Source organism: Bradyrhizobium genosp. P (genome assembly GCF_049949265.1).
In the GTDB taxonomy this organism is placed as follows: Bacteria; Pseudomonadota; Alphaproteobacteria; order Rhizobiales; family Xanthobacteraceae; genus Bradyrhizobium.
Genome location: NZ_CP188195.1, coordinates 9,759,339 through 9,784,000 on the forward strand (window position 1 = coordinate 9,759,339; position 24,662 = coordinate 9,784,000).

Annotated in this window: 26 protein-coding genes; 13 read left to right on the forward strand and 13 right to left on the reverse strand. The window is 64.4% G+C overall.

Going from position 1 to position 24,662, the window contains the following annotated elements:
• Nucleotides 1–2 precede the first annotated feature (2 nt).
• Nucleotides 3–1,001 (reverse strand): cobaltochelatase subunit CobS, encoded by a 999-nt coding sequence (cobS, locus tag ACP2YO_RS46915; protein ID WP_426437903.1) that lies wholly within the window; start codon nt 999–1,001, stop codon nt 3–5.
• A gap of 290 nt (nt 1,002–1,291) precedes the next feature.
• Here cobS and ACP2YO_RS46920 point away from each other — a divergent pair, with 290 nt between their 5' ends.
• Nucleotides 1,292–1,954, forward strand: a complete 663-nt coding sequence (locus ACP2YO_RS46920; protein WP_426437904.1) for a DedA family protein — start codon at nt 1,292–1,294, stop codon at nt 1,952–1,954.
• 2 nt (nt 1,955–1,956) lie between these two features.
• On the opposite strand, the gene ACP2YO_RS46925 is transcribed toward ACP2YO_RS46920, so the two are convergent.
• On the reverse strand, nt 1,957–3,180 hold the full coding sequence (locus ACP2YO_RS46925; protein ID WP_426437905.1) for a citrate/2-methylcitrate synthase: 1,224 nt from the start codon (nt 3,178–3,180) through the stop codon (nt 1,957–1,959).
• A gap of 75 nt (nt 3,181–3,255) precedes the next feature.
• Between ACP2YO_RS46925 and ACP2YO_RS46930 the strand changes: the two genes are divergently transcribed.
• Nucleotides 3,256–4,368, forward strand: a complete 1,113-nt coding sequence (locus ACP2YO_RS46930) for a citrate synthase/methylcitrate synthase (protein ID WP_426437906.1) — start codon at nt 3,256–3,258, stop codon at nt 4,366–4,368.
• Nucleotides 4,369–4,531: 163 nt separating this feature from the next.
• Here ACP2YO_RS46930 and ACP2YO_RS46935 read toward each other — a convergent pair whose 3' ends face one another.
• Nucleotides 4,532–5,173 (reverse strand): J domain-containing protein, encoded by a 642-nt coding sequence (locus tag ACP2YO_RS46935; protein ID WP_426437907.1) that lies wholly within the window; start codon nt 5,171–5,173, stop codon nt 4,532–4,534.
• Nucleotides 5,174–5,280: 107 nt separating this feature from the next.
• On the opposite strand from ACP2YO_RS46935, the gene ACP2YO_RS46940 reads away from it, so the two are divergent.
• The gene (locus ACP2YO_RS46940) at nt 5,281–5,556 is read left to right on the forward strand and encodes a BolA family protein (RefSeq protein ID WP_426437908.1); all 276 of its coding nucleotides are present in this window, start codon (nt 5,281–5,283) and stop codon (nt 5,554–5,556) included.
• A 126-nt stretch (nt 5,557–5,682) separates the two neighbouring features.
• A complete protein-coding gene (locus ACP2YO_RS46945) occupies nt 5,683–6,132 on the forward strand; it encodes a hypothetical protein (protein WP_426437909.1) in 450 nt (149 codons plus the stop codon).
• A 61-nt stretch (nt 6,133–6,193) separates the two neighbouring features.
• Here the strand turns inward: ACP2YO_RS46945 and ACP2YO_RS46950 are convergent, their stop codons facing one another.
• From ACP2YO_RS46950 to ACP2YO_RS46960, 3 genes are all read right to left on the reverse strand, one after another.
• Entirely contained in the window at nt 6,194–7,504 is a 1,311-nt protein-coding gene (locus ACP2YO_RS46950) for an HlyC/CorC family transporter (protein ID WP_426437910.1), read from the reverse strand.
• Between the two features lie 95 nt (nt 7,505–7,599).
• A complete protein-coding gene (gene aroB / locus ACP2YO_RS46955) occupies nt 7,600–8,745 on the reverse strand; it encodes a 3-dehydroquinate synthase (RefSeq protein WP_426437911.1) in 1,146 nt (381 codons plus the stop codon).
• The gene (locus ACP2YO_RS46960) at nt 8,742–9,377 is read right to left on the reverse strand and encodes a shikimate kinase (protein ID WP_426437912.1); all 636 of its coding nucleotides are present in this window, start codon (nt 9,375–9,377) and stop codon (nt 8,742–8,744) included. Before ACP2YO_RS46960 ends, aroB begins: the two co-directional genes overlap by 4 nt.
• Between ACP2YO_RS46960 and ACP2YO_RS46965 the strand changes: the two genes are divergently transcribed.
• The 7 genes from ACP2YO_RS46965 to ACP2YO_RS46995 all read left to right on the forward strand — a co-directional run bounded on the left by ACP2YO_RS46965 (nt 9,283) and on the right by ACP2YO_RS46995 (nt 16,994).
• Entirely contained in the window at nt 9,283–9,498 is a 216-nt protein-coding gene (locus ACP2YO_RS46965) for a hypothetical protein (protein ID WP_426443541.1), read from the forward strand. The genes ACP2YO_RS46960 and ACP2YO_RS46965 overlap by 95 nt on opposite strands.
• A gap of 21 nt (nt 9,499–9,519) precedes the next feature.
• Nucleotides 9,520–9,666: a histidine kinase gene (locus tag ACP2YO_RS46970; protein ID WP_426437913.1), complete on the forward strand. Its 147-nt coding sequence runs from the start codon at nt 9,520–9,522 to the stop codon at nt 9,664–9,666.
• A gap of 17 nt (nt 9,667–9,683) precedes the next feature.
• The gene (gene xerD / locus ACP2YO_RS46975; protein WP_426437914.1) at nt 9,684–10,661 is read left to right on the forward strand and encodes a site-specific tyrosine recombinase XerD; all 978 of its coding nucleotides are present in this window, start codon (nt 9,684–9,686) and stop codon (nt 10,659–10,661) included.
• Between the two features lie 168 nt (nt 10,662–10,829).
• Nucleotides 10,830–11,792, forward strand: a complete 963-nt coding sequence (locus tag ACP2YO_RS46980; protein WP_426437915.1) for an acetyl-CoA carboxylase carboxyltransferase subunit alpha — start codon at nt 10,830–10,832, stop codon at nt 11,790–11,792.
• A 227-nt stretch (nt 11,793–12,019) separates the two neighbouring features.
• The gene (locus ACP2YO_RS46985) at nt 12,020–13,471 is read left to right on the forward strand and encodes a L,D-transpeptidase family protein (protein WP_426437916.1); all 1,452 of its coding nucleotides are present in this window, start codon (nt 12,020–12,022) and stop codon (nt 13,469–13,471) included.
• A gap of 535 nt (nt 13,472–14,006) precedes the next feature.
• Nucleotides 14,007–15,530, forward strand: a complete 1,524-nt coding sequence (locus ACP2YO_RS46990) for a Do family serine endopeptidase (RefSeq protein ID WP_426437917.1) — start codon at nt 14,007–14,009, stop codon at nt 15,528–15,530.
• A 120-nt stretch (nt 15,531–15,650) separates the two neighbouring features.
• Entirely contained in the window at nt 15,651–16,994 is a 1,344-nt protein-coding gene (locus ACP2YO_RS46995) for a S41 family peptidase (RefSeq protein WP_426437918.1), read from the forward strand.
• 178 nt (nt 16,995–17,172) lie between these two features.
• On the opposite strand, the gene ACP2YO_RS47000 is transcribed toward ACP2YO_RS46995, so the two are convergent.
• The 3 genes from ACP2YO_RS47000 to ACP2YO_RS47010 form a co-directional block, all read right to left on the reverse strand.
• Complete coding sequence (locus ACP2YO_RS47000) at nt 17,173–18,186, reverse strand: IS5 family transposase (RefSeq protein WP_426434110.1); 1,014 nt, start codon at nt 18,184–18,186, stop codon at nt 17,173–17,175.
• A 123-nt stretch (nt 18,187–18,309) separates the two neighbouring features.
• Nucleotides 18,310–19,377 carry a nickel/cobalt efflux transporter gene (locus ACP2YO_RS47005; protein WP_426437919.1) on the reverse strand — a complete coding sequence of 356 codons (1,068 nt, stop codon included), beginning with the start codon at nt 19,375–19,377 and terminating at the stop codon, nt 18,310–18,312.
• A 4-nt stretch (nt 19,378–19,381) separates the two neighbouring features.
• A complete protein-coding gene (locus tag ACP2YO_RS47010) occupies nt 19,382–19,660 on the reverse strand; it encodes a metal/formaldehyde-sensitive transcriptional repressor (protein ID WP_426437920.1) in 279 nt (92 codons plus the stop codon).
• 212 nt (nt 19,661–19,872) lie between these two features.
• Between ACP2YO_RS47010 and ACP2YO_RS47015 the strand changes: the two genes are divergently transcribed.
• Both ACP2YO_RS47015 and ACP2YO_RS47020 read left to right on the forward strand, forming a co-directional pair.
• The gene (locus ACP2YO_RS47015; protein ID WP_426437921.1) at nt 19,873–20,259 is read left to right on the forward strand and encodes a nuclear transport factor 2 family protein; all 387 of its coding nucleotides are present in this window, start codon (nt 19,873–19,875) and stop codon (nt 20,257–20,259) included.
• A gap of 52 nt (nt 20,260–20,311) precedes the next feature.
• Entirely contained in the window at nt 20,312–20,875 is a 564-nt protein-coding gene (locus ACP2YO_RS47020; protein WP_426443491.1) for a dihydrofolate reductase family protein, read from the forward strand.
• Nucleotides 20,876–20,898: 23 nt separating this feature from the next.
• Here ACP2YO_RS47020 and ACP2YO_RS47025 read toward each other — a convergent pair whose 3' ends face one another.
• Genes ACP2YO_RS47025 through ACP2YO_RS47040 form a run of 4 tightly spaced genes read right to left on the reverse strand, consistent with a single transcriptional unit; the run spans nt 20,899 to nt 24,659 of the window.
• A complete protein-coding gene (locus tag ACP2YO_RS47025) occupies nt 20,899–21,603 on the reverse strand; it encodes an ABC transporter ATP-binding protein (protein WP_426437922.1) in 705 nt (234 codons plus the stop codon).
• Nucleotides 21,596–22,330, reverse strand: a complete 735-nt coding sequence (locus ACP2YO_RS47030; protein WP_426437923.1) for an ABC transporter ATP-binding protein — start codon at nt 22,328–22,330, stop codon at nt 21,596–21,598. The genes ACP2YO_RS47025 and ACP2YO_RS47030 overlap by 8 nt, the downstream gene beginning before the upstream one ends.
• Complete coding sequence (locus ACP2YO_RS47035) at nt 22,317–23,435, reverse strand: branched-chain amino acid ABC transporter permease (protein ID WP_426437924.1); 1,119 nt, start codon at nt 23,433–23,435, stop codon at nt 22,317–22,319. The genes ACP2YO_RS47030 and ACP2YO_RS47035 overlap by 14 nt, the downstream gene beginning before the upstream one ends.
• Nucleotides 23,436–23,441: 6 nt before the next feature.
• Entirely contained in the window at nt 23,442–24,659 is a 1,218-nt protein-coding gene (locus ACP2YO_RS47040; protein WP_426437925.1) for a substrate-binding protein, read from the reverse strand.
• Nucleotides 24,660–24,662 lie beyond the last annotated feature (3 nt).

Sequence of the window (24,662 nt, forward strand, 5' to 3'; positions counted from 1 at the left end):
GGTTAGCTGAGCGCCACGTTGACGGAGGATTCCGGCAGCTCGACGTTGAAGCAGCGCTGGTAGAATTCGGCGACCAGCGGCCGTTCCAGTTCGTCGCACTTGTTGAGGAAGGTGACGCGGAACGCAAAGCCGATGTCGCTGAAGATGTCGGCGTTCTCGGCCCAGGTGATCACCGTGCGCGGGCTCATCACCGTCGACAAATCGCCATTGGCGAAGGCGTTGCGGGTGAGATCCGCAAGCCGCACCATCTTGTTGACGATGTCGCGGCCTTCCTGCGTGCGGTAGTGGTGCGCCTTCGCCAGCACAATCTCGACTTCCTCGTCATGGGCGAGGTAGTTCAGCGTGGTGACGATCGACCAGCGGTCCATCTGGCCCTGGTTGATCTGCTGGGTGCCGTGATAGAGGCCCGAGGTGTCGCCAAGACCGACCGTGTTGGCGGTCGAGAAAAGACGGAACGCCGGGTGCGGCTTGATCACCTTGTTCTGGTCGAGCAGGGTCAGCCGGCCGGAGACTTCCAGCACGCGCTGGATCACGAACATCACGTCGGGGCGGCCGGCGTCGTACTCGTCGAACACCAGCGCGATGTTATGCTGCAGCGCCCAGGGCAGGATGCCGTCGCGGAATTCGGTCACCTGCTTGCCCTCCTTGACCACGATCGCATCCTTGCCGACCAGATCGATACGGCTGATGTGGCTGTCGAGGTTGACGCGCACGCAGGGCCAGTTGAGGCGGGCCGCAACCTGCTCGATGTGGGTCGATTTGCCGGTGCCGTGATAGCCGGTGACCATCACGCGCCGATTTCTGGCGAAACCGGCGAGGATCGCAAGCGTGGTGGCGCGGTCGAAGCGGTAATCGCTGTCGACTTCGGGGACGTGCGGGTCAACTTCGGAATAGGCTGGAACTTCCAGGTCGCTATCGATGCCGAAGACCTGCCGGACCGACACCTTCATGTCGGGCAAACCGACGGGTTCCTGCGTTTTGGTCTGGACGGCGGTCGTCATTCATCCTCCGAGGTCCCGGGCGTTTCCCGAAACCAGATTTGTCGTTTGGCTACGGATTGGGTGCTAAGCACAAGCCTAGCAGAGAGCAACGGCGGGCAGAAGCCCGCGGGCCAATCAAAGTTCCGTTGTTCTATCATGAAGATAGGGGCAGGCCTCGGTTTTTGGAAGGCTGCCCTGCGAATCACGCCGTACTTTCGCCGCGCCGCACGCCGAGCAGCGTGGCCAGGCACTTTTCACCCCGGTGGGGAGTTGTTACCTCTCGAACCACACCACCGTCTGACAGGAATTTTGTGACTGCTTTCCTTGATCCCCTGATCGGCTTTGTCTCGGCGCATGCGTGGCTGGCCTATCTAACGCTGTTCCTCGCCGCCCTGCTGGAGGCGGTCCCGGTCGTCGGCTCGCTGGTGCCGGGCTCGACCATCATCTTGGCGCTGAGCGCGCTGATCCCCGGCGGCGAATTGAAGCTGTGGCCGGTGCTCGCGGCCGCCGCGGCTGGGGCGTTGCTCGGCGATGGCACCGCCTACCTGATCGGCCACCGCAGCCAGCGCGAGATCCTCTCGGCCTGGCCGCTGAGCAATTACCCGAGCGTGGTCGCACAGAGCGAGGCCTTCTTCAATCGCTGGGGCGTGCTCGCAGTGTTCTTCGCCCGGTTCGTGCCGCCGATCCGCGCTTTCGTGCCGATCACGGCAGGGGCGCTCGGTATGCCGCCGACGCGGTTCTACGCCATCAACATCCCAGCAATCCTACTCTGGGCGCCGGCTCATGTGCTGCCCGGCGTGTTGGCCGTCACCGCGCTGCACAACTACGCCGGCCTGCCGCATCATGAGCATGTCGGTAAGCATCTCTGGATGTTTGCGGTCGCGGGTGCGGCGGTGATCATCTGGTTGGCGATCTGGACCATTCGCCGCCGCAACGGCGGCGGCCTGATCGAGCCAGCACGACCCGCAAAATAGAGTCAGAGGCTGTTGGTCGTACCGCTGCGTCCCGGCGCGGGGCCGACATAGCGCGCGCGGGGCCGGATCAGCTTGCCGTGCTGCAATTGCTCGCTGGCATGCGCGATCCAGCCGACGCTGCGCGCCATCGCAAATAGCGCAAGCTCGCTGCCCGCCGGCATCCTCAGAGCATGCACCAGCACCGCCAGCGCATAGTCGATGTTCACGAACTCGCCGGTCGCCTCTGCGATCCGCTCCGGCACTTCCCTGGTGAATTTACGCGGCGCGCCGGCGCGCGTCAGCGCCTCGAGCAGCGAAATCGCGCGCGGATCTCCCTTTTTGTAGACGCCGTGGCCGAAGCCGGCGAAGCGCTCGCCGAGCGCGACGCGCTCGCGAATCACCGGGGCGACATCGTTGTCGATCAGCGTTCTGACCAAATGTGAGGCGAGCACGCCGGCGCCGCCATGCTTCGGGCCCTTCAGCGCCACGAGACCCGCGATAACAGCGTCGTAGAGATTGAGGCCGGTCGACGCCGCGCAGCGCACGGTGAAGGTCGAAGCGTTCAGTTCGTGATCGGCGAGCAGCACGAGCGCACGGCGGATCAGGTCCGGCGCGTGCTTGTTGCCTGATGTCCAGACCCGCGCGGCCTGCTCATGCAGGGGATCGGCCGATACTGGCGCGTTCAACATGGTTGCGACCAGCAGTCGCAAAATTCGGGCGCCCACGATTGCGCGGCCGTCGGGCGCGCGAGTGAATGCGCCGGGATCGGCGCTCGCCGCGAGCGCCAGCACCGCGACCGTGCGGTCAATCGGCGCAGCGCGGCGCGCAGCCTCCGCGATCGCGCGCATCTCGTCCGAGACATGCGGGCAATTGTCGGAAGCGAACGGATCGACGCCAGTGACGTCCCACAGCAGCGTCGCGGTATGCTCCAGCGTGTCCCGCTCCGCAAGTTCGACGCAGTTCACCCCGCGATAGATCGGCCCCTGCTCGGTGATGGTCGCAATGGCCGAATCCATCACCGGCAGGTCAGCATCGAAATTCCTCAAGCCGCGCGGCTCCGGCGACGGCACGCGGCGCTCCTTCAGTCCCCTGATGTCTTCGGCGCGGTAGCGGTGGCTGCGCGAATCCGGCGACGGCTCGGAGCGGATCATTCCGCGGCTGACATAGGCGTAAAGCGTCGCCGGCGAGATCGCGAGTTCGGCGGCAGCTTCCCGGGCGGACAGGTAGAGCGCGGCAGATTTTTTCATATTGATTGATATAATCAAGATTGATCAACTCGTCGAGAGGTCCGATCTTTCAAATGTGAAACAGGAGATCAGGCCATGAATATGCATCTCACCAAGAGCCAGATCGGTCTGGACGGCGTTCCGGCCGCCGAGACCGTGTTGAGCCATGTCGACGGCGAGCGCGGCGAATTGATCATCGCCGGCGAGCACGTCGCCGACCTCGCGGACAAATCCAGCTTCGAGGGCGTCACCGCACGGCTGTGGAACGGCGCCACCGGTACGACGCTGAGCGAGGCCAATGTCCGCGCCAGCCTCGGTGCCGGCCGCGAACGCGCGTTTGCGCGCCTGCCGGATCTGCTGCCCGCAACACGCGGCATGTCCATCGTCGATGGCTTCCGTGCCGCGATCGCCGGACTGCGCGGCGAGAACGGGCTGGAGCACGAGGCAACCATCGTCGGCGCGTTTCCCGTGATCGCTGGCGCACTGGTTCAGCGCGCCAGGGGCCTTGATGCCATCGCACCCGACCCGAATGTCAGCCACGCCGCCGACACGTTGCGCATGCTGCTCAACCGCAAGGTCGAGCCGCGCGAGGTCGCGGCGCTGGATGCCTATTTCGTCACCGTCTGCGATCACGGCATGAACGCATCGACCTTCACCGCGCGGGTGATCGCATCGACCCAGGCCGATTTGTTCGCAGCGATCACCGGCGGCTATTGCGCACTGACAGGCCCGCTGCACGGCGGCGCGCCGGAGCCGGTGCTCGAAATGCTCGATGCGATCGGCACGCGCGAGCGCATCGAGCCCTGGGTCGACGACGCACTGGCGCGCGGCGAACGGCTGATGGGCTTCGGCCATCGCGTCTATCGCGTGCGCGACCCGCGCGCCGACGTGCTGAAGGTTGCGATCCAGCGGCTCGAGGCCGACGGCGCCGACCTGCCGTTTGCCGGCGAGGTCGAAGCCTACATCCGCGCAGCCTTGCGGAAGAAGAATCCAGAGCGGCCGCTCGAGACCAATGTCGAGTTCTTCACCGCGATCCTGCTCGATGCGCTGCAGATCCCGCGGCAGGCGTTTACGCCGATTTTCGCCACAGCCCGCGCCGCCGGCTGGACCGCGCACGCGAGGGAGCAGCAGCGCACCGGACGGCTGATCCGGCCAAGTTCGTCCTATGTCGGGGTGATGCCGAAGAGCTCTGGCAACCAGGCTGTTTGAACGCATACGACGGCGGAGCCACACACTCCGCCGTCGTCCCTGTGAACTCAGGGGACCCATACGCCGCAGCCCATCAATGGGCAATCGGGCAGACATCTCGTGTGAACAATAACCGCCGGTGGTTATGGGTCCCTGCTTTCGCAGGGACGACGAAGGCGAGAGATCAGGCCTCGCGCACCACGGTCTTCAGGTAATTATACGCCTTGATGATTTCGATCAGGCGGTCCTCGGTGGAGCGGTCACCGCCATTGGCGTCGGGGTGGTGCTGCTTGACCAGCGCCTTGTACTTTGACTTGACGTCCTCGAGCGTCGCGCTGGGGCCGAGCCCCATCACCTGCAACGCCTTGCGCTCGGCGTTCATGACCTTGCGCGTTTCCGGCTTGGCCTCCTGCGCGCCACCCGGACCCGGCCGCCAGCGGCCGCGGCCATTGAGTTCGGAGAACATGTGGAACGGATCGGACGCCGCGTCGATATCGCCCTCGCCCTTCTTGGAGCCATTGGCCCCCATCTTCCAGGTCGGGCGATGGCCGGTCAGCGCATCCTTCTGGTAGCGCGCGACGTCATCCGGGTTCATGCCCTGGAAGAAATTGTAGGACTGGTTGTACTCGCGGACGTGATCGAGACAGAAGTGCCAATACTCGCGCGAGTTCTCACGACCCTTCGGAGCGCGGTGCGCACCCTTGTTCTGGCAGCCCGCCCACTCGCAGGCGACCGCCTCCGTGCCGGCCTGCGCCTGACGCTTCGCACTCACCTTGGTCGGCTTGATGCGAATGGAGTCGAAGAATTTTGATGAATCGATCGGCATGTTCTCTTTGACTACGCAATGCACAATTCTTCAAGTCTTGACATTGCGTAGACCCCGTTTCCCGCTGCACTATTGACGAAAAGCCGTCGCGAACGTAAGCCGCCGCCATGAGCACAAAAGACGCTATCATAAACAAGTTGCGTGAAGCTTTCTTGCCGGAAAGCCTCGACGTATCAGATGAATCACATCTGCATGAGGGCCACGCCGGCCATCGGCCAGGCGGCGAGACGCACTTCCGGGTGTATATTGTGTCGCCGGCCTTCGAAGGGAAGAGCCGGATCGAACGTCACCGGATGATAAATGGGACGCTGGCGCAGGAACTCGCCGGCTCCGTGCATGCGCTGGCGATCCGCGCGCACGCGCCCGGGGAAAAGCAGGGCTAGTTCGCGCTTGCCTCAAGACGTCGCAGCGGTTTTTATCTATCTGGAAGAGAGACCACCGGCGATGGACCCGCTCCGTGAGGGCGGTCGGTTTTGGATCACGTCGCCACCAATTTGAGGGGCTGCTTGATGATCCCTTGCTGGGCACGTTTCCGAACCATCGCAACCGCCGCCGGCCTGCTGCTGATGGCAGCAACACTTCCGGCCTCGGCGTTGGATATGCCGAGTCCCTTTGTTCAGGAAGTGTTGATCAAGAGCATCCTGGTGTCGCTCAACGATGCGGTGGCCGCCGATAACTTCACGGTGTTCCACACCAAAATCTCAAAGCCATTCCGCGACCAGTTTTCGCCGGACAAGCTTAAGACGACCTTCAAGGACCTGGTCGACAAGCACGCGGTGTTCGATGCGGTCGTCGCCAAGCCGATCGTTCTGGACGAGGACGCCAAGATCGACGAGAAGGGCGTGCTGCAGTTGAAAGGCCATTTCGACACCACGCCGAAGCAGGTGAAGTACCAGCTCGGCTTCATCCCCTCCGACGGCGCGTGGAAGCTCTCGGGCGTCTCGATCGATATCGAGTAGTCGCTCGCCTCAACTTCACAAGCTGTCAGGGTGACGGAGATCAAGAGTACGCCCTGAGAAGCTAGAACGCTGTGCCGGCCCGCTTCGGCTTCTTCTCGTCCAGCTCGGCGCCCTCGCGCGGAACGGCGACGATGCGCAGCGCGGCGATGCGGTTGCGCTCGCGGCGCAGTACGCGGAAACGGAATCCATGGAAGGTGAAACTCTGGCCGCGGTCGGGGATCGACCGCGCCTCGTGGATCACGAGGCCGGCGACCGTGGTCGCCTCTTCGTCCGGCAGGCGCCAGTCCATCGCGCGGTTGAGATCGCGGATCGGCACCGAGCCGTCGACCACGACAGAACCGTCCGGCTGGGCGCGCACGCCGGCCACGACGACGTCGTGCTCGTCGGAGATGTCGCCGACGATCTCCTCCAGGATGTCCTCCAGCGTCACCATGCCTTCGACCTCGCCATATTCGTCGACGACCAGGGCGAAGTGGGTCTTGCGGCGGCGGAACGCCTTCAACTGCTCGGAGACCGGGCGCATCTCCGGCACGAACCATGGCGGCAGTGCGATCGCCGAGGCATCGATGGCAGACATGTCGCCCTCGTTGGCACGGATGGCGCGCAGCAAATCCTTGGCGTGCAGCACGCCGACGATGTTCTCCGGCTTCTCCCGCCACAGCGGGATGCGGGTGTATTCGCTCGCCAGCACCTCGCGCACCAGTTCCTCCGGCGGCAGGTCGGCATTGACCGTGGTCATTTCGGTGCGGTGGACCATGACGTCGGAAACCTGCAGCTCGCTCAGATCGAGCAGGCCGCCGAGCATGTCGCGGTCCTGCTTCTCGACCTTGCCTTCATGATGCAACAGGTCGACCGCGCCACGCAGACGTTCCGTGGGCGACAGGATGGCCTGATAGGCACCGATCCTGATGCCGAGCAGCCTCATCAGGACACGAACGATGGCCTCGATGACGGTCAGGAGCGGACCGAGCACAAGCACCGTGAGCCGCATCGGCCGCGCCACCAGGAGCGACATCCGCTCCGGCGCATTGATGGCGACGGTCTTGGGCAGCACCTCCGCGAAAATCACCACCAGCACCGTCATCACGCAGGTGGCATAGAGCACACCGACATCGCCGAACCATGCGGTGAAGATGCCGGTCGCCAGCGCGGAGGCGCCGATATTGGCGATATTGTTGCCGAGCAGCAGCGCACCGATCATCCGCTCGCGCATCGCCATCAGGCTGGAAACGAGGGTGGCTTCGCTGTTGCCCTGTTTCGACAGCCGCAACATGCTGGCGCGCGAGGCGCCCGTCAGCGCGGTCTCACTCGCCGAAAAGAAGGCGGAAACCACAAGGCAGCCGATCACGATGGAGAGGGTTATCCAGTCCAACTTCGTTCACCCGAACAGTGTTCTTCGCATGATCCCTTTGGCAAACCGGTACCACCTTTGGCTGACGCGGCTTTCCGGGTCCACATCATCATGCCCTAGTGCTTCGCAAGTTTCGCCTGCAGGAAGTCGCGCACCAGCGACGGCTCGACATTGTTGGCGATCACGGCGCGGCCGACGGCCTCCAGCAGGATGAAAGTGAGCTTGCCGCGCTTGACCTTTTTGTCCTGCGCCATCAGCGCCAGCAACGCGTCGGCATCGGCGAGGCCTTCCTGGGCGAAGCCCGCAATATCCGGCAGGCCCGTCGGCAATCCTACCGTGGAAAGATGACGCGCGATCCGCGCCGCGTCGTCGGGCGCGATCATGCCGAGCTGTGCGGAAAATTCCGCCGCGAGCACCATGCCGACCGAGACGCCCTCGCCGTGGAACAGGCGGTCGGAGAAGCCGGTCGCGGCTTCCAGCGCATGGCCGAAGGTATGGCCGAGATTGAGCAGCGCGCGCTCGCCGGTCTCGCGCTCGTCGCGGGAGACGATCGCTGCCTTGGCGCGGCAGGATGCCGCGATCGCATGCTCGCGCGCCGCGCCGCCGGCGACGATGTCGGCGTGATTGGCCTCAAGCCAGCTGAAGAAAGCCTCATCGCCAAGGACGCCGTACTTCGCGACCTCGGCGTAGCCGGCCCGGAACTGGCGCGGCGACAGCGTATCCAGCACCGACGTATCGGCGATGACCAGCACCGGCTGGTGGAACGCGCCGATCAGGTTCTTGCCCTGCGGCGAGTTGATGCCAGTCTTGCCGCCGACCGAGGAATCGACCTGCGCCAGCAGCGAGGTCGGCACCTGCACGAAATCGACGCCGCGGCGCAGGATCGACGCCGCAAAGCCGGCGAGATCGCCGACCACGCCACCGCCGAGCGCGATCACGAGATCATTGCGCTCGATCTTCGCCGCGACCAGGGCTTCGCTGACCTGCGACAGGGTGGCATAGCTCTTCGAGCCCTCGCCTTCCTCGACCACGATCCGCGAGGTCGGAATGCCCACAGCGGCGAGCGACGCCTCGGTCGGCTCCAGCCAGTGCTTTGCAACGGTGCGGTCGGTGACGATGGCGGTGCGCACGCCGGGCCGCAGCGCTGCCACGCGCGCGCCCAGCGACTTCAGCACGTCGCGGCCGATGACGATGTCATAGGCGCGATCGCCGAGCGCGACGTCGACCGTAACAGACGCGGAATGTTTCAGCGGCGCAGTCATGAGGTCGTGTTCATCCCATCCTGTGGTGTCGGTTCGATCGGTGGAGGCGTGCCGCACAGATGGGCGTGCAGGGCCTCGAGGCATTCGTCGACGATGCGATCATGCGGCACGTCGCGCGAGGCGATCGTCAGGTCGGCATTCCGGTAGATCGGCTCGCGCTCGCCGAGCAGGCGGTTAATGGTCGCCTCGGGGTCGGGGGTCTGCAACAGCGGGCGGTCGGCGCGGCGGCGGACCCGGCGCATGATAATATCGGTATCGGCCTTGAGCCAGATCGAGATCGCTCGCTCCCGGATCCGGTTGCGGGTCTCCTCGCGCATGAAGGCGCCGCCGCCGGTGGCCAGCACGATCGGACCGCTGTCGAGGATTCGCGCAATCACCCGCGCCTCGCCGTCGCGAAAATACGGCTCGCCATGGGTTTCGAAAATCTCCGGGATCGACATGACCGCCGCTGTCTCGATCTCGGTGTCGGCATCGGTAAAAGGCAGCCGGAGGCGCGCGGCCATCCGCCGGCCAATGGTCGACTTGCCGGCGCCCATCATGCCGACCAGCACGATCGACCGCCGCCCCAGCGCGGCCGTGATGTCGGCCTCCAGGGTCGGGGTGGTCGGGGCCGGTACGGCTGTATCGGACATCAAAAAGCTCGGTTATCGGATGATTTGCCGGGTTTCGGTCACCTATACTACCCCCGGCGATACCGTTACCAGCGACTCTTGCAACCGCGCGGGGAACATGATGGATGATTTCATTGGTTAATTCGCCCCCCGAGCCCCCTCCATGCCCAGCCTGTTCCGCTTCCTGACGGTCGTCGCCGTGATCTTCGGGATCGGCTACGGCATCGTTTTTTCGCTGGCAAATTTTGTACACCCGAAGCCGCGGGAAATGACCGTGACCATCCCGCCGGATAAGTTCCTCAAGAAATAGGCGCTATCGTCTCGGCCATGCGTTCCAAGACCACATCTGCCAAGAACTCTGCCAAGACCTCCGATGCCAGCCTGACTGCGCTGTTCCTCGACATGCTCGCCGCGGAACAGGGGGCCGGCGCCAACACGCTCGACGCCTACCGGCGCGACCTCACCGATTGCTCCGACTACCTCGCCCGCTCCGGCCAAGCCTTTGTCGGCGCCGACACCGAGGCGCTGCGCGGCTATCTCGCCGATCTCGATGCGAGAAGTTTCAAATCGTCGAGCGTGGCGCGGCGGCTGTCGGCGATGCGGCATCTCTATCGGTTCCTGCTCAACGAGCGGATCCGCAGCGACGATCCGGCCGCCATCCTGTCCGGACCGAAGCGCGGCCGCGGCCTGCCCAAGGTGCTGTCGATCGCGGACGTCGACCGCATGCTGACGCGCGCCAAGGAGCTCACCCAGACCGACGTCTCGCCGGCACAGCGGCTGCGCGCGCTGCGGCTCTATTGCCTGCTCGAAGTGCTCTACGCCACCGGCCTGCGTGTCTCCGAACTGGTCTCGCTGCCGCTCGCCGCCGCGCGGCGCGACGCGCGGATGATCGTGGTGCGCGGCAAGGGCAACAAGGAACGGCTGGTGCCGCTCAACGACGCCTCGCGCCACGCGATGGCGGATTATCTGGCGGCGGTGGCAGTGATGCAGCCGGAGAAGAAGAAAGCCGCGCCCTCGAAATGGCTGTTTCCCTCCTTCGGCGAGAGCGGCCACCTGACGCGGCAGCATTTCGCCCGCGACCTCAAGGAGCTTGCGGCCGCCTCCGGCCTCGCCCCGCGACTGGTCTCGCCGCATGTGCTGCGCCACGCCTTTGCCAGCCATCTGCTGCACAATGGCGCCGACCTGCGGATCGTGCAGACCCTGCTCGGCCACACCGATATCTCGACCACCCAGATTTACACCCATGTGGTCGAGGAGCGGCTGAAGAGCCTGGTCCGCGACCTGCATCCGCTGGCGGAAAAATGACGGCCGCCTTGACTTCCGCGACATCTCCGCAGAAAGAGCGTCACCTGCCTGCGACCCGCAACGTGCGTTCGGCCCGGGATGCACGTTAACCAATTGAAGTTACGAAACTTCTCTTTCCCACGCGGAAACCGCTTCGTCCCCCGCACTGTTCCTCCCTATATTGAGTTGATGCCCGACCCGATGCGCAGCTATCTCGACTTCGAAAAACCCGTCGCCGAGCTTGAATCCAAGATCGACGAGTTGCGCGCGCTTGCGGCCAGCGGCAGCGACATCGGCGACGAGGTCGCGCGGATCGAAGACAAGGCGGCGCAAGCGCTCACCGAGCTCTATGCCAATCTGACGCCGTGGCAGAAGACGCTGGTCGCGCGCCACCCGCAGCGCCCGCACTTCACCGATTTCATCAACGGGCTGGTCACCGAATTCACGCCGATGGCCGGCGACCGCAAATTCGCCGACGACGAGGCGCTGATCGGCGGCTTCGGCCGTTTTCGCGGCGAGAGCATCTGCGTGGTCGGCCAGGAGAAGGGCGCCACCACCGACAGTCGCATCAAGCACAATTTCGGCATGGCGCGCCCCGAGGGCTATCGCAAGGCGGTGCGGCTGATGGAGATGGCGGACCGGTTCGGCATCCCCGTGCTGTCGATCGTCGATTCCGCCGGCGCCTATCCCGGCATCGGCGCGGAGGAGCGCGGCCAGGCCGAGGCGATCGCGCGCTCGACGGACGCCTGCCTGTCGCTCGGCGTACCCAATGTCGCGATCGTCACCGGCGAGGGCATGTCCGGCGGCGCCATTGCGATTACCACCGCCAACCGCGTGCTGATGTTCGAACACGCGATCTACAGCGTGATCTCGCCGGAAGCGGCGTCCTCGATCCTGTGGCGCGACGGCAGCAAGGCGCAGGAAGCCGCCAACAGCATGAAGATCACCGCCCAGGACATGCTGCGCTTCGGGGTGATCGACCAGATCCTTAAAGAGCCCGCCGGCGGCGCCCACCGTGACGCCGAGGCGATGATCGCCACCACCGGCGATGCCATCGCCCAGGCGCTCGGCGACCTACGAAATCTTGATCCGGATGCGGTGCGCAAGCAGCGGCGGCAGAAGTTCCTCGATATCGGCCGGAAGCTCGGCTAGCCTGCCCGAACGACCGGATTTTTCCCCGAATTGGCCGATTTGGCCGCAATTAGGCCCCGAGGCGGGTCTTTAACATTCCTTGAACCATGCCCGCTAGCATAGGGACGGGTCGACCCTGTTTGGGTTGCGAGCAGGGGGACCGAAGGCTAATATTTTAGACAATGGCTTCAGGGCATATTCGCCGTGTTGGGGTCGCGAAAATTGCCCGGTGGGTGTGGAGCTTCGACTTGATTCATCGCACGCTCGTTCGCGCGCTTGTCACCTCCGCCGCTCTTGCGGTGGGCGTGCTGCTTGCCGGCTGTGACACCGACCAAGTCTCGCTCGCCACCAACGCCAAGGCCAACCAGCCGGTCTCGCCCAAGCTCCTCGCCGCCATGGTCGAGAAGGACATGGACCTCCAGTCGCCGATCCTGGTGCGGCTGTTCAAGCAGGAAGCCGAGCTCGAGGTCTGGAAGCAGACCCGCTCCGGCGATTTCGCGCTGCTCAAGACCTATCCGATCTGCCGCTGGTCGGGCGATCTCGGCCCCAAGGTCCGCGAAGGCGACCGCCAGGCGCCTGAGGGGTTCTATTCGATCAACCCCAGCCAGATGAATCCGCAGTCGGCCTATTATCTGTCGTTCAACACCGGCTATCCCAATGCCTTCGACAAGGCGCTCGGCCGCACCGGCTCGGAGCTGATGGTGCATGGCGACTGTTCGTCGCGCGGCTGCTACGCGATGACCGACGAGCAGATCGCGGAAATCTATTCGCTCGGCCGCGAGTCCTTCTTCGGCGGCCAGAAGGCGTTCCAGTTTCAGGCCTATCCGTTCCACATGACGCCGGCCAACATGGCCAAGCACCGCAACAACCCGAACATGCCTTTCTGGAAGATGATCAAGGAAGGCAACGATCATTTCGAGGTGACGAAGCGGGAGCCGAAGGTCGACTTCTGCGAGAAGAAGTACGTCTTCGACGCCGCCAAGCCGCCGGATGCGACGCGCGATCCGGTGTTCAATGCCGCCGCGAAGTGCCCGGCCTATGTGATCCCCGACGACATCGCGAACGCCGTGCGCGAGAAGGAACAGCAGGATAACACCGAGACCGCGAGGCTCGCCGCCAAGGGCATACCTGTGGCGCGCCTCAACACCGGTATCGACGGCGGCATGAACGCGATTTTCGCCTCGAAGATTCCGGAAGGCAACACCGGTCTCTCCGAGGGCGGCGACAGCCAGTCGCTGCAGACCCTGGCACTGTCGCGTGCCCCCGGCACGATCCCCGGAACGGTCAATCCGCCGCACCCGAATCTCGCCGTCCAGCCGGAGGAGCCGGTGGTGGCGACGACGGCGACCGCGACATCGACACGCGTTGCGACGGCGGCACCGGCCGGCAAGTCCGAAGGATTCTTCTCCAGCTTCGCCCGCAAGGTCGGGCTCGGCGGCACTGCCGACGTGACCCACGTGGCCGCCGCCCCCTCGCCGGCCCCCGCGCCGAAACTCGCCGAGGCCAAGCCGCAATCGGTGCTGCGCGTCGCGCCGAAGCCCGCGACCAAACAGGCCGCGAAGCCGGCGCTGAAGCCCTCGGTCACCGACACGGCCGCAGCCGCTCCGGCGCCCGCACCTGTAACCAACACCCAGCTCGCCGGCTCGACGCCGGTGATACAGTCGAACTCGTTCGACACCCGCTTCTCGGCGATGAAGTAAGCGCGGCGGCGCTTTCCGGATTTTGATGGTCAGTTCGGTGCTCCTTGAGGCGCGCGAATTTCGACCGATGCGCGCCCCAGCCCAGCCGTCGTCCCGGCGAAAGCCGGGACCCATAACCGCCAAATTTGGTTGTGACAGGGAACGCGGCCCCAGCGTCGTGCGACAATTTTCATTCGTGGTAATGGGTCCCGGCTTTCGCCGGGACGACGCTGAATGTGTTGCGCCGACGCGCCCCTCAATCGGGTGAGACGGACGGACGGATTCATACACCGAGTTGCACTTTCGATAAACCGAAATCTTTTTGCTGCGAGGACTTGCGCCGTCGGGCAAATCAGTGCCAACGAGACGCGCTACCCGTCATGCCGGGAAGATCGCGAAACGATGCACGATGCATTTCGCGCGTCGTATCGTCTGCCGCGCGTTACCGCGAATTTAGCAACCTATCCCTCGAATTAATGCTCCCGACAGGACGCCGTAATGCTGCGGCGATATGTTTCTCATCAGCCATATGAGGCAACCACTCCTGGGAGACATCATGTCAGACGACAACAACAAACTGCATCGCAAGCCGCTGTCGGCCCGGCGGCTCACGCTGCTCGGCTCCGTTGCGATGATCGGCGCCGCCGTCGCTGTTGCGGGTCCGTTGAGCCATGGCGGATTTATCGGACAGGCGCTCGCGGCCACGCCGATATCACAGACGCAAGGTCCCGCGGGCTTCGCCGACCTGGTCGCGAAGGTCAAGCCGGCCGTCATTTCGGTCCGCGTGAAGCTGGACGAAGGCAGCAATGCAAACGCATCCGGTCCCGAGGCGGAGAACCTGCCTCCGTCCATGAAAGGCACACCCTTCGAAAAATTCTTCCGACAATTCGGTCCCGATGGCTCGCCTGGCGGCAGCATGCAGCGCCATGAGATCATCACCGGCGTCGGCTCCGGCTTCTTCATTTCCGCGGACGGTTATGCCGTGACCAATAATCACGTCGTCGATCATGCCACGTCGGTACAGGTCACGACGGACGACGGCGCCATCTATACGGCGAAGGTGATCGGCACCGATCCGAAGACCGATCTTGCGCTCATCAAGGTCGAGGGCAAGAAGGACTTCACGTACGTCAATCTTGAAAGCCAGGTTCCTCGCGTCGGCGACTGGGTCGTCGCGGTCGGCAACCCCTATGGCCTTGGCGGCACCGTGACGGCCGGCATCATCTCGGCCGAAGGGCGCGATATCGGCTCAGGCCCCTATGACAACTACATCCAGATCGACGCACCGATCAACAAGGGCAATTCCGGCGGCCCGACCTTCGACACCAATGGCAACGTGATCGGCGTCAACACCGCGATCTATTCGCCGTCCGGCGGCTCGGTCGGCATCGGCTTCGACGTGCCGGCAACGACCGTCAAGATGATCGTCGCCCAGCTCAAGGAGCACGGCTCCGTGACGCGCAGCTGGCTTGGTGTGCAGGTGCAGCCGGTCACGGCGGGCATTGCCGAAAGCCTCGGCCTGAAGCAGGCCAAGGGTGCACTGGTCGACCAGGCCGAGCCGAATACGCCGGCGGCACAGGCCGGCATCCAGCCGGGCGACGTGATCACGTCGGTCAACGGCAACGCGGTCAAGGACTCGCGAACCCTGGCGCAGGAGATTTCAGCGATGGCGCCGGGCAGCTCGGCGAAGCTCGACATCCTGCGCAAGGGCGAGGCGCAGACCATCACGGTGACCCTCGCCAAAATGCCAAATGATACCCAGAAAATTGCCCGAGCGGACGAGTCCGAGCAAGGATCGAAAGGCATTCCCCATCTCGGTCTGTCGGTTGCGCCGTCAGGCGACGTCGGCGGTGCCGGCGACAGGGGCGTTGTGGTCACGGCGGTCGAGCCGGACGGTCCGGCGGCCGAGCACGGCATGCAGTCCGGCGATGTCATCCTTGCGGTCGGAGGCAAGAGCGTCAGCTCCGCTGCGGACTTGCGCAATGCGCTTTCGGAAGCGAAGTCCGAGGGCAAGCATGATATCCTGATGCGCGTGAAGACATCGGACAATACCCACTTTGTCGCCATGCCGATCGGCTAGGCATGACGACCGGCCTGCCGTCGCGTGGCTCCTAGCGCGACGGCAGCGCCCAATATCGCTGCGCCGCGCGGGTTGCGCGGCGCGCTCGCGTCTCAAGCGCATTCACCGGACGGGCAAGCAATGAAAACATCCTATTTATGTGCGATCGGAATCGCCTGCACGGTATCGGCCGCCGTCGCAGGCTTCGCTCTCGCATCCGACGTCGCGGCTGGCCCTTCAAGGACCGATCTCGGCCTTCTCGCGGGCGTGATGCAGCTCGTGCAGCAGGACTACGTGCATCCGGTCGATTCGGGCGAGCTTACCGACGCGGCCCTGAAGGGAATGCTGTCCCGCCTCGACCCACACTCCGCCTACATGACCGAGCCGGAATTCCACGAGTCCACCGAGGATATGAATGGAAAGTTCGGCGGCATCGGCCTCAAGATCCTGGATCACAACGGGTTGCCGACCGTTCTCTCGCCGATCGACGACACCCCGGCCGCCAATGCGGGCTTGCAGCCGGGCGACGCGATCGTTTCGGTCGACGGCCAAACCACGTATGGCGCCGATCTGATGGAGGTGATCAGGAAGATTCGCGGAGAACCGGGAACGATCGTGAGATTGACGATCCTGCGCAATGGCACGCCTCCCTTCGATGTGCCCCTCACCCGGCAAGTCATTGAAGTCCACAGCGTCAAGTCGAAGCTGGAAGCGAATGACATGGGATATCTGCGGATCAGCGAGTTCGGCCAGGAGACGCCGAAGGAGCTGAACCAGGCGATCTCGACGCTACAGCGCGAAGCCGGCGGCAAGCTTTCCGGCGTCGTTCTCGATTTGCGAAACGATCCCGGCGGCCTGCTCGCCTCCGCGGTCGACGTCTCCAGCGATTTCCTGAACGGCGGCACCGTCGTCTCGATTCGCGGGCGCAACGGCAGCGACGATCAAGCGTTCACGGCTCCTGCAACAGGCGCGTTGCTGCCGGACACCCCGATGGTGGTTCTCGTCAACGGCGCCTCCGCGTCAGCGTCCGAGATCGTTGCAGGCGCGCTGCAGGATCGCCACCGCGCGACGGTGATGGGAACGCAAAGTTTCGGCAAGGGATCCGTTCAAACCATCATTCCGATCAAGGGCCACGGCGCCCTGCGGCTGACGACGGCGCTTTACTACACGCCGTCAGGCCGCTCCATTCAGGGCGATGGGATCACACCCGACACCGTCATTGAGGCGGCCAAGGATCAACAAATCGCAAACTCCCTGGTTTGGCGCGAAGCCCAGCTCCACGGGTCATTCGCCAATCCCGGAACGCTGTCAAAATCCGACGCTGCGCCGGCGGCCAAGGGCGCATCCCCCGAGAGTGCTTCCCCGCCGATCAAGGAACAACTGATCGGAACCGATCAGGACAGCCAGCTCAAGGCAGCACTGAATTTTCTCGAACGCCCGCCGGCAGCGAATCCATCCATCATCCGCACGAGTGCACCGGGATGATGCGCCTTCGGTCTGGCGGCAGACTCTCTGCACCTCTCCCGCTTGCGAGGGCTTTGCGCAATCGCCTCTGCGGGAGTGTGAGGGCCTGTATCAGGGATTTTTTTGCTTGCTCTTGGACGGCGCGCGAGGATGTACGGCCTCGTTTGCCCAGCCGATCGACAGTATTGCGGAGCGGCGGTCATGCCGGAACTCCGATTGGGCGCAATATTGCCCATCGTTTGAGGTTCATGGCCAGGCAGAGAAGGCGCAGATGAGTGTGGTTGCGTGCCAAGCCCAGATAGCGAGCGCGGGCCCAGCCGTAGACGCCCTTGAGGCGCGCGAAGACTTGCTCGACCGGCGCGCGGCGCCGTCCCACGGCATCGTTGAAGCGCTTCTGTCGCTCGGTCAGGGCATGATGCTTGTTGGGCCGGAACATCAGCCGCGGCTTGATGCCCCGGGCCGCGAGCCCGGCGCGGCGCTCGTGCTTGTCATAGGCTTGGTCGGCGTAGACCGCCTTCTCGTCACCGCTGATCAACTCGTCGGCCGGCACCGTGTCGTTGACCGCGGCGTCGGTCAGCTTGCTGCGACGGATGATCGCCGAGCTCTGGTCGACGCCGACATGCGCCTTGTAGCCGAAGTACCGCTTGCCACCCTTCTTGGTCCATCGCGCATCCGCATCGCGCTCGCTGTTGACCAGCTTGCTCGGCGCGCGCCCGTCCGGGCCGGGCGGCAGTGGCTCCTTCGGTGGCTTCGGCGGCTTCACCGCCGACGGGATCAGGCTGGCATCGATCAATGTGCCTCGGCGCAGCACCAGCCCGCGCGCGTCGATCTGGCGCAGGATCTCGGAGAACAGCGTCTCGTCCAGACTGGCCTGCTGCAAAGCTTCGCGGAAGCGCCAGATCGTCGTGTGGTCGGGCGTCTCGTCACCGAGCACAAAGCCGCAGAATTCTCGGAACGAGGTCCGGTCATCGAGCGCTTCTTCCAGCTCCGGATCGGACAGCCCGTACCATTGCTGCAACAGCAGCGCCTTAAACATCACCAGCCGCGGATAGGGCGGCGCGCCACGCTCCGGTTCCGGGAGGCCGCGCAGCACGCGCTCGATAGCCGCCCAATCGACCAGCTCGCAAATCCGCCTCAGCACCGCACCCCCTTTCCCCCGCCGCGACGCCAGCGCATCTGCGAAGCTCGCTTGCCCAACCTGCCGATACGCCATCCCCAGCTCCATGTTCAGCTCGGTCTTAGAGAATCGCAGATTCGCCTTTACGCAAAGCCCTCGCAAGCGGGAGAGGGAGCGCAGTTCCCTCGCGGCTGCCATTCGATCTAGTCGCATGCCACGCTAGATCGCACTCAAGCCTAGCCATCCCGTGTAGACTCCGACGAGCACGATGAGCGCCGCGGAAGCGTAGGGCGCCCGGCGGGCGAAGCCGCTGAAGCCGGTCCAGTGCCGTTCGATATGACGCAAGCTCAGCGCTGCCAGCACGCCGGCTGAGACCATCGTGATCGCCAGCCCAATTCCGAAGCACACCACCAGCGTGAAGCCGAGGCTGAACTGCTTGAGCTGGATGCAGAGCAGCAGCACGGTGATCGCTGCCGGGCAAGGGATCAGGCCGCCGGAGAGGCCGAACAGCACGATCTGCCATGTCGTGACCGTCCGCCCCGCAAAGCGCTTGCGGATATCGGCGGCATGAGCGCGCGCGTGAGCGTCGTCCTCCTCGCCGAGGTTCATGTGCGAATGGTCATGCTCTTCAAAGGCGTCCTCGAACACCTTGCCGCGTCCGCGCAGCGATAACGCCACCTGGAACGCGTGCGGCTCGGGAATCTCCTCGATGCTTTCGAGGAAGCCGTCCTTGCCGGCGAATGCAAACGACTGCCGCGCCCCATCGGGCCGCTGCGTTTCCAGAACCATCTCTTCCGGCGGTGGCAGCGCGCCATGCTCGGCACGAAGGCGCCAGCGCGGCGGCACGCCGTCCTCGAAAATCTTCAGTATCAGCACGGCGCCGCCAGTTTCGATCCGCTTTGCCTCGTCATCATGATGATGGTGGTGATGGTCTTCGGCGTTTTGTTCGCGCCAGGTGCGCCAGGCCATCCAGACGGCGATGCCGACGATCACCACGCTCGATGCGATCTGGAACCAGGCCTCGCTCGCTTCGCCGCTCCATTGCCGGCCGAAATACAATCCGCCGAGCGCCACCGCCCACACAATGGCGGTATGCGAGATCGCGGCCGAGAGACCGAGCAGCGCTGCCTGCAGCACGGTGCCGCGCACCGCGATGATGAAGGCCGCCATCATGGTCTTGGAATGGCCCGGCTCCATGCCATGCAGCGCGCCGAGCAGAATTGCGCTCGGCACGAACAGCCACGCATGGGCTGAGCCCTGCTGCAGCAATTGTGCAAGCCCGGTCATCGCTTCACTTGAGATAGGTGCGGACGACGTCGATCAGGTCCGCAGCACCCTGGGCCCTCTCGGGATCCTTCTCGTGCGCGGGATCGACGACGTGATGACGAATATGGTCCTCGAGCAGCTCGGCGGTCAGCCCGTTCACGGCCCCGCGCACCGATGCGACCAGCATCAGCACATCGGCGCAGCCGAGCTCGGTTTCGAGCGCACGCTCGACCGCCTCGATCTGCCCCTTGATGCGCCTGACGCGGCCGACGAGCTTCGATTTGTGCTTGATGGTGTGCGACATGAACCTAATATAGGGGGGTACCCTATATGGATCAAGCACCGAGTGGACTACTCGGGTTCCCGGCGACCGACGTCTTCAAGTCTTCATCCGGCGGGCACATCCCCGAGGCAAGCTGCAGTCGCCACATCGTGACTGGCGCGCGATTGGCAAGAGCGCCCACGTTCAACTTGAAGCCGGTCTCCGTCGGCCGGGCGCGTAGATGGGAGATTGAGATGGATGATCGAACCGTGCGGGCAGCGCTGCAGCGCCATTGGGCGGCTTCGGATGCCAGCGACTTCGAGGTCGAACATCAAATCTATCATGAGGACGCCGTGCTCGACTATCCGCAATCGGGCGAGCGGATCCGGGGCCGGCGCCACATTCAGGAGAGCCGGACCGTCCAGCCGAACAAGAAGCACTTCACGGTCCGGCGGATGATCGGCAGCGGCGATCTCTGGGTCACGGAATTCGTGCTGACTTATGACGGCATCCCGTCCTACACCGTGAGCATCATGGAATTCCGCGACGGGCTGGTGGCCCACGAAACGCAGTATTTTGCTGACCGGTTTGAGCCGGGACCCTCGCGTGCGCATCTTGCCGAGCGAATGGATGGTAAATAACCGGCCGCACCGGAAAGCTCCCGATCCGGCCTCGATCACTGGTGGTTACACAATGCGACCCCTTCGGTATTCCATCAACGTCACATTGGACGGGTGCTGCGATCATCGTGCAATGTGCGCGGACGAAGACTTGCATCGTCACGCGGCCGAGAACCTCGCGCAGGCCGATGCCCTCCTCTTTGGTCGGGTCACCTACGAAATGATGGAGGCCGCGTGGCGTCCGCCGGCGCGGACGGGAGTGAGGCCTGACGGGATGGCCGATTGGATGGAACCCTTCGCTCGGACGATCGACGCGGCAAAGAAGTACGTCGTGTCGAGCACCCTGGACCGGGTCGATTGGAACGCGGAGCTCGTGCGCGGGGATCATCTGGAGAAGGCCGTCCAGCAGCTGAAGCGGGAGTCGGGTAAGGGACTGCTCGTGGGAGGCGTGAAGGTCCCGCTGGCGCTGGCGGAGCTGGGATTGATTGATGAGTACGAGTTCGTGGTGCAGCCCAGGCTGGCGGGCCACGGGCCGACCTTGTTCGCAGGGCTATCGAAGCGTGTCGACTTGAAGCTCGTGAGCCGGCTGGAGTTCGGCTCGGGCGCGGTGGCGATGCGGTATCAGCCTAGACGATAGCCATCTGGCTTGTCCGCTTCGCCTCACGGCGCGAGATACCGCAGCAACTCCGGATCGCTTCGCACCTCGCCCGCGGCACCCTGCAGCGCGACGCGGCCACGGTCCAGCACATAGGCGTAATCGGCGACGCGCAGCGCGAGGTCGAGATGCTGCTCGACGATGACGACCGCGATCTCCCTGGCGAGTTCGATCAATCGCTCGGTGATTTCCTCGATGACGCCGATCCAGACGCCCTCGGTCGGCTCGTCCAGCAACAGGAGCTTTGGATTGCCGAGCATGGCGCGGCCGACCGCCAGCATCTTGCGCTCGCCGCCGGACAGCGTGCCGGCCGGCTGGTCGAGGCGCTGGCCGAGCTTCGGGAAGATGGTCAGCACCCGATCGACCGCGCGCGCCGCATCCGGATTGGACAGCGAGCCGACCGCGAGATTGTCGCGCACCGAGAGGCGGGCGAACACCGAATGCTCCTGCGGCACGTAGCCGATGCCCGAGCGCACGCGCTCCTCGGTGCGGCGGCGCGTGATGTCGCGGCCGTCGAAGAACAACTCGCCCTTCGAGCTCGCGAGCTCGCCGACGATGGTCTTCATCAGCGTGGTCTTGCCGGCGCCATTGCGGCCCAGCACGGCAACGCCGCCGCGCCAGGGAATGCCGATGTTGACGTCGAACAGCACCTGGCTGCGGCCATAGCCGGCATCGAGATGCCTGATATCGAGGAATGACTGGTCAGGCACGGCGCAGATAAATCTCCTGGACGCTCTTGTTGGCCTGGATCTCCGCAACGGTGCCCGACGCCAGCACCCTGCCCTGGTCGAGCACGGTGAGGCGGTCGCAGATGTCGCGGATGAAATCCAGATCGTGTTCGACGATGACGAGCGAGCAATGCTGCTTGATCGGCTGCAGCAATTCGCCGGTGACGCGGCGCTCCTCGAGGCTCATGCCTCCGGTCGGCTCGTCCAGCAGCAGCAGCCGCGGCTTGCCGGCCAGCGCCATCGCGATCTCCAGCCATTGCTGCTGGCCGTGCGACAGATTGGCGGCGGCCTCATGGGCGCGATCGGCGAGCCGGAACTGGGTCAGCATCGTCATCACCTGGTCGTGCAGCGCGCGGCGGGTGCGCGAGAACACGAGATCAAGCAGCGAGGACTGCCCCTGCAGCGCCAGCAGGATGTTGTCGTACAAGGTCAGCGTCGGCAGCACGGACGTGATCTGGAACTTGAGGCTCATGCCGGCGCGGGCGCGCTCGGTCGGCGTGAACGCGGTGATATCGGTGTTGACGAAAGAGACCTTGCCTGATGTCGGCACCTCGGCGCCGGCGACGCATTTCATCAGCGTGCTCTTGCCAGAGCCGTTCGGGCCGATCAGGCCGTGAAACTCGTTCTCGCCGACGGTGAGCGCCGCCCCGTCAAGCGCGGTGAGCTTGCCGAATATCTTGCTGATGCCTGACGCCTCAAGGAGCGGCATTGCGCGTCTCCTTTGGTGCCTTGTTCGGAGTCTTGTTAGGCCCCTTGCCGAACCGGCCGACCCGCTCGCGCTCGTCGAGCAGGAAGGAGATCAACCCGAGCGGGCGGAACATGATCACGAGCAGCAGCAGCACGCCGAGAATGATCGGCCAGATGTCGCGGTAATTGTCCGACAGCCAGAAGCTGACGCCCTCGATGATGACGGTGCCGATGACGGCGCCGATCAGCGTGCCGGAGCCGCCGAACAAAACGTAAAGCACGACCTGGGTCGAGAACACGACACCCAGCATATTGGGCCAGACGAAGCCCTCGTGGAAGGCATAGAGGCTGCCGGCAAGCCCGGCGATGGCGCCGCCGACGGCGAACACGATCGCCTTCAGATGCTGGGCTTTGTAACCAAAGAAGGCGATGCGCTGCTCGTTCTCGCGGAGACCTGCGAGCGCCAGGCCGAATTGCGAACGCACCAGGAAGCGACAGAGCAGATAGACGACGACGAGGATGCCGAGCGCCATGTAGTAAAACACCGGTCCTTCGTCGATGTCGGTCGAGCCGAGCGACAGTGACGGGATCGACGGGATGCCGTTCTGGCCGCCGAGATAGTACCAGCCGCGCGCCAGCCGGTCGGCCGCGTAGGAGCCGGTCAGGGTGCCGAGCGAGACGAAGATCACGCTGGAGGGATGCCGTCCTAGCAGCAGGAAGCCGCCGAGCAGGAGCGCTGCGGTCAGCCCGATCAGTGTTCCCGCGGGCAGGATCAGGAAGATCGAGGTGACGTTGAGATCGCGCGCCAGCAGCGCCACGCCGTAACCGGCCGAGCCGAAAAACAGCGCCTGGCCGAAGCTCATGATGCCGGCATAGCCCCACACCAGGTCGAACGACAATGCGAACAGCGCGAGGATGATCACGCGGGTGGCGAACACCGTCAGGTAATCCTGCAGAACCAGCGGCAGGACCAGCGCGATCAACAGCACCAGTCCCTCCACGATCGGCAGGACCTTTCCTCCTGCCGTCATACGTCCCGCCGGCCGGCTTTCGGCCGGTGCACTTTCACCCGTCACGACATCCGGTCCTTCGCTGAGCTCAGCGACGGCCTGCTTTGCTGCACCCATCGTCGCTCAGCATTCCTTGGGATCGACGAGGCCGTTGCTGCGTGCCACGACCTCGTAGGTCCCGCCCTTGGCGACGGCAGTATACATGTTCATCTTGCAATGGCGCTTGCCCGGCACCATCTCGGCCGGCCCGCCCGGACCCTCGGCGATCTTGGCGTGATCGAGCGCGGCCGCAACCGAATCGCGGTCGACCTTGCCGGCCTCCTTGACCGCCGCCTCCCACAGCTTGAGGCCGCGATAGGTTCCGGTGGCGGCGCTGCCGGCCGCGAACAGGAAGGTGCCCGGGAAATCCTTGTCATAGGCCGCCTGGATCTTGGCGCTGACCGGATCGTCCTTGGTCAGCACCTTGAAATAGTCGAGGCAGCTCGCCAGCCCCTCGATCTCGTTGGCCTGATTGATGGCAAGCGTGTTCTCGTCATAGTAGACGCAGGCGAGCCGTCCACCGTTCTTGAGGAAACCGGCTTCATAGAGCTGCTTGAAGAACGGGCCGACGCCCGGCGGGATCACGGTGTTGAAGACGACGTCGACCTTGTTGGAGATGATCCGGTTCACAGTGGACGAGAAGTCGACCTGGTCGAGCGGGTAGTATTCCTCGAACACGACCTCGCCGCCGTTGTCTTCGATCACCTTGCGGGCATAGACATTGAGCGTATGCGGCCAGACATAATTGGCGCTCGGCAGCGCGAACTTCTTGCCGCCGTTCTTGATCAGCCAGGGGATGAACTCGTCGCATTGCTGCGCCGGGGTCGGCCCGGTACAGAACAGATAGGGCGTGCACTCCTTGCCCTCGTAGAGCTGCGGATAGATGTAGAGCGTCTTGCCGCGCGCCACGATCGGGTCCTTGATCGCATTGCGCATCGACGAGGTGATACCCCCCAGCACCATGTCGACCTTGTCGCGCTGGATCAGCTTGCGGACGTTGCCGACGGCGACCGATTCGTTCGACGCAGTGTCCTCGATATAGAGTTCGAGCGGCCGGCCGAGCAGGCCGCCGCCGTCGTTGATCTGCTTGATCACCATCTTGGCGACGTTGGCGTCGGCGTTGCCGGCATAGGCGATCGGACCGGTCAGGTCGGTCGCGATGCCGACCTTGATCGGGGCTTCGGCGGCATTGGCCCAGTCGGGCCGGATCACCCAGCTTCCGACGCCGGTCGCGAGCGCACCGGTCGTGAAGGCGAAATTGCTCATGAAGCGGCGGCGTGTGAGATTGAGATCCATGGACATCTG

Excerpts from the sequence above, each read along its gene's own strand:
- cobS (WP_426437903.1), bottom strand. The coding sequence starts at position 1,001 with ATGACGACCGCCGTCCAGACCAAAACGCAGGAACCCGTCGGTTTGCCC.
- ACP2YO_RS46925 (WP_426437905.1), bottom strand. The coding sequence starts at position 3,180 with ATGAAAAAATCTGCCGCGCTCTACCTGTCCGCCCGGGAAGCTGCCGCC.
- ACP2YO_RS46930 (WP_426437906.1), top strand. The coding sequence starts at position 3,256 with ATGAATATGCATCTCACCAAGAGCCAGATCGGTCTGGACGGCGTTCCG.
- ACP2YO_RS46935 (WP_426437907.1), bottom strand. The coding sequence starts at position 5,173 with ATGCCGATCGATTCATCAAAATTCTTCGACTCCATTCGCATCAAGCCG.
- ACP2YO_RS46940 (WP_426437908.1), top strand. The coding sequence starts at position 5,281 with ATGAGCACAAAAGACGCTATCATAAACAAGTTGCGTGAAGCTTTCTTG.
- ACP2YO_RS46945 (WP_426437909.1), top strand. The coding sequence starts at position 5,683 with ATGATCCCTTGCTGGGCACGTTTCCGAACCATCGCAACCGCCGCCGGC.
- aroB (WP_426437911.1), bottom strand. The coding sequence starts at position 8,745 with ATGACTGCGCCGCTGAAACATTCCGCGTCTGTTACGGTCGACGTCGCG.
- ACP2YO_RS46965 (WP_426443541.1), top strand. The coding sequence starts at position 9,283 with ATGCCGACCAGCACGATCGACCGCCGCCCCAGCGCGGCCGTGATGTCG.
- ACP2YO_RS46960 (WP_426437912.1), bottom strand. The coding sequence starts at position 9,377 with ATGTCCGATACAGCCGTACCGGCCCCGACCACCCCGACCCTGGAGGCC.
- ACP2YO_RS46970 (WP_426437913.1), top strand. The coding sequence starts at position 9,520 with ATGCCCAGCCTGTTCCGCTTCCTGACGGTCGTCGCCGTGATCTTCGGG.
- xerD (WP_426437914.1), top strand. The coding sequence starts at position 9,684 with ATGCGTTCCAAGACCACATCTGCCAAGAACTCTGCCAAGACCTCCGAT.
- ACP2YO_RS46980 (WP_426437915.1), top strand. The coding sequence starts at position 10,830 with ATGCCCGACCCGATGCGCAGCTATCTCGACTTCGAAAAACCCGTCGCC.
- ACP2YO_RS46990 (WP_426437917.1), top strand. The coding sequence starts at position 14,007 with ATGTCAGACGACAACAACAAACTGCATCGCAAGCCGCTGTCGGCCCGG.
- ACP2YO_RS46995 (WP_426437918.1), top strand. The coding sequence starts at position 15,651 with ATGAAAACATCCTATTTATGTGCGATCGGAATCGCCTGCACGGTATCG.
- ACP2YO_RS47000 (WP_426434110.1), bottom strand. The coding sequence starts at position 18,186 with ATGGCGTATCGGCAGGTTGGGCAAGCGAGCTTCGCAGATGCGCTGGCG.
- ACP2YO_RS47005 (WP_426437919.1), bottom strand. The coding sequence starts at position 19,377 with ATGACCGGGCTTGCACAATTGCTGCAGCAGGGCTCAGCCCATGCGTGG.
- ACP2YO_RS47010 (WP_426437920.1), bottom strand. The coding sequence starts at position 19,660 with ATGTCGCACACCATCAAGCACAAATCGAAGCTCGTCGGCCGCGTCAGG.
- ACP2YO_RS47015 (WP_426437921.1), top strand. The coding sequence starts at position 19,873 with ATGGATGATCGAACCGTGCGGGCAGCGCTGCAGCGCCATTGGGCGGCT.
- ACP2YO_RS47020 (WP_426443491.1), top strand. The coding sequence starts at position 20,312 with ATGCGACCCCTTCGGTATTCCATCAACGTCACATTGGACGGGTGCTGC.
- ACP2YO_RS47030 (WP_426437923.1), bottom strand. The coding sequence starts at position 22,330 with ATGCCGCTCCTTGAGGCGTCAGGCATCAGCAAGATATTCGGCAAGCTC.
- ACP2YO_RS47035 (WP_426437924.1), bottom strand. The coding sequence starts at position 23,435 with ATGGGTGCAGCAAAGCAGGCCGTCGCTGAGCTCAGCGAAGGACCGGAT.
- ACP2YO_RS47040 (WP_426437925.1), bottom strand. The coding sequence starts at position 24,659 with ATGTCCATGGATCTCAATCTCACACGCCGCCGCTTCATGAGCAATTTC.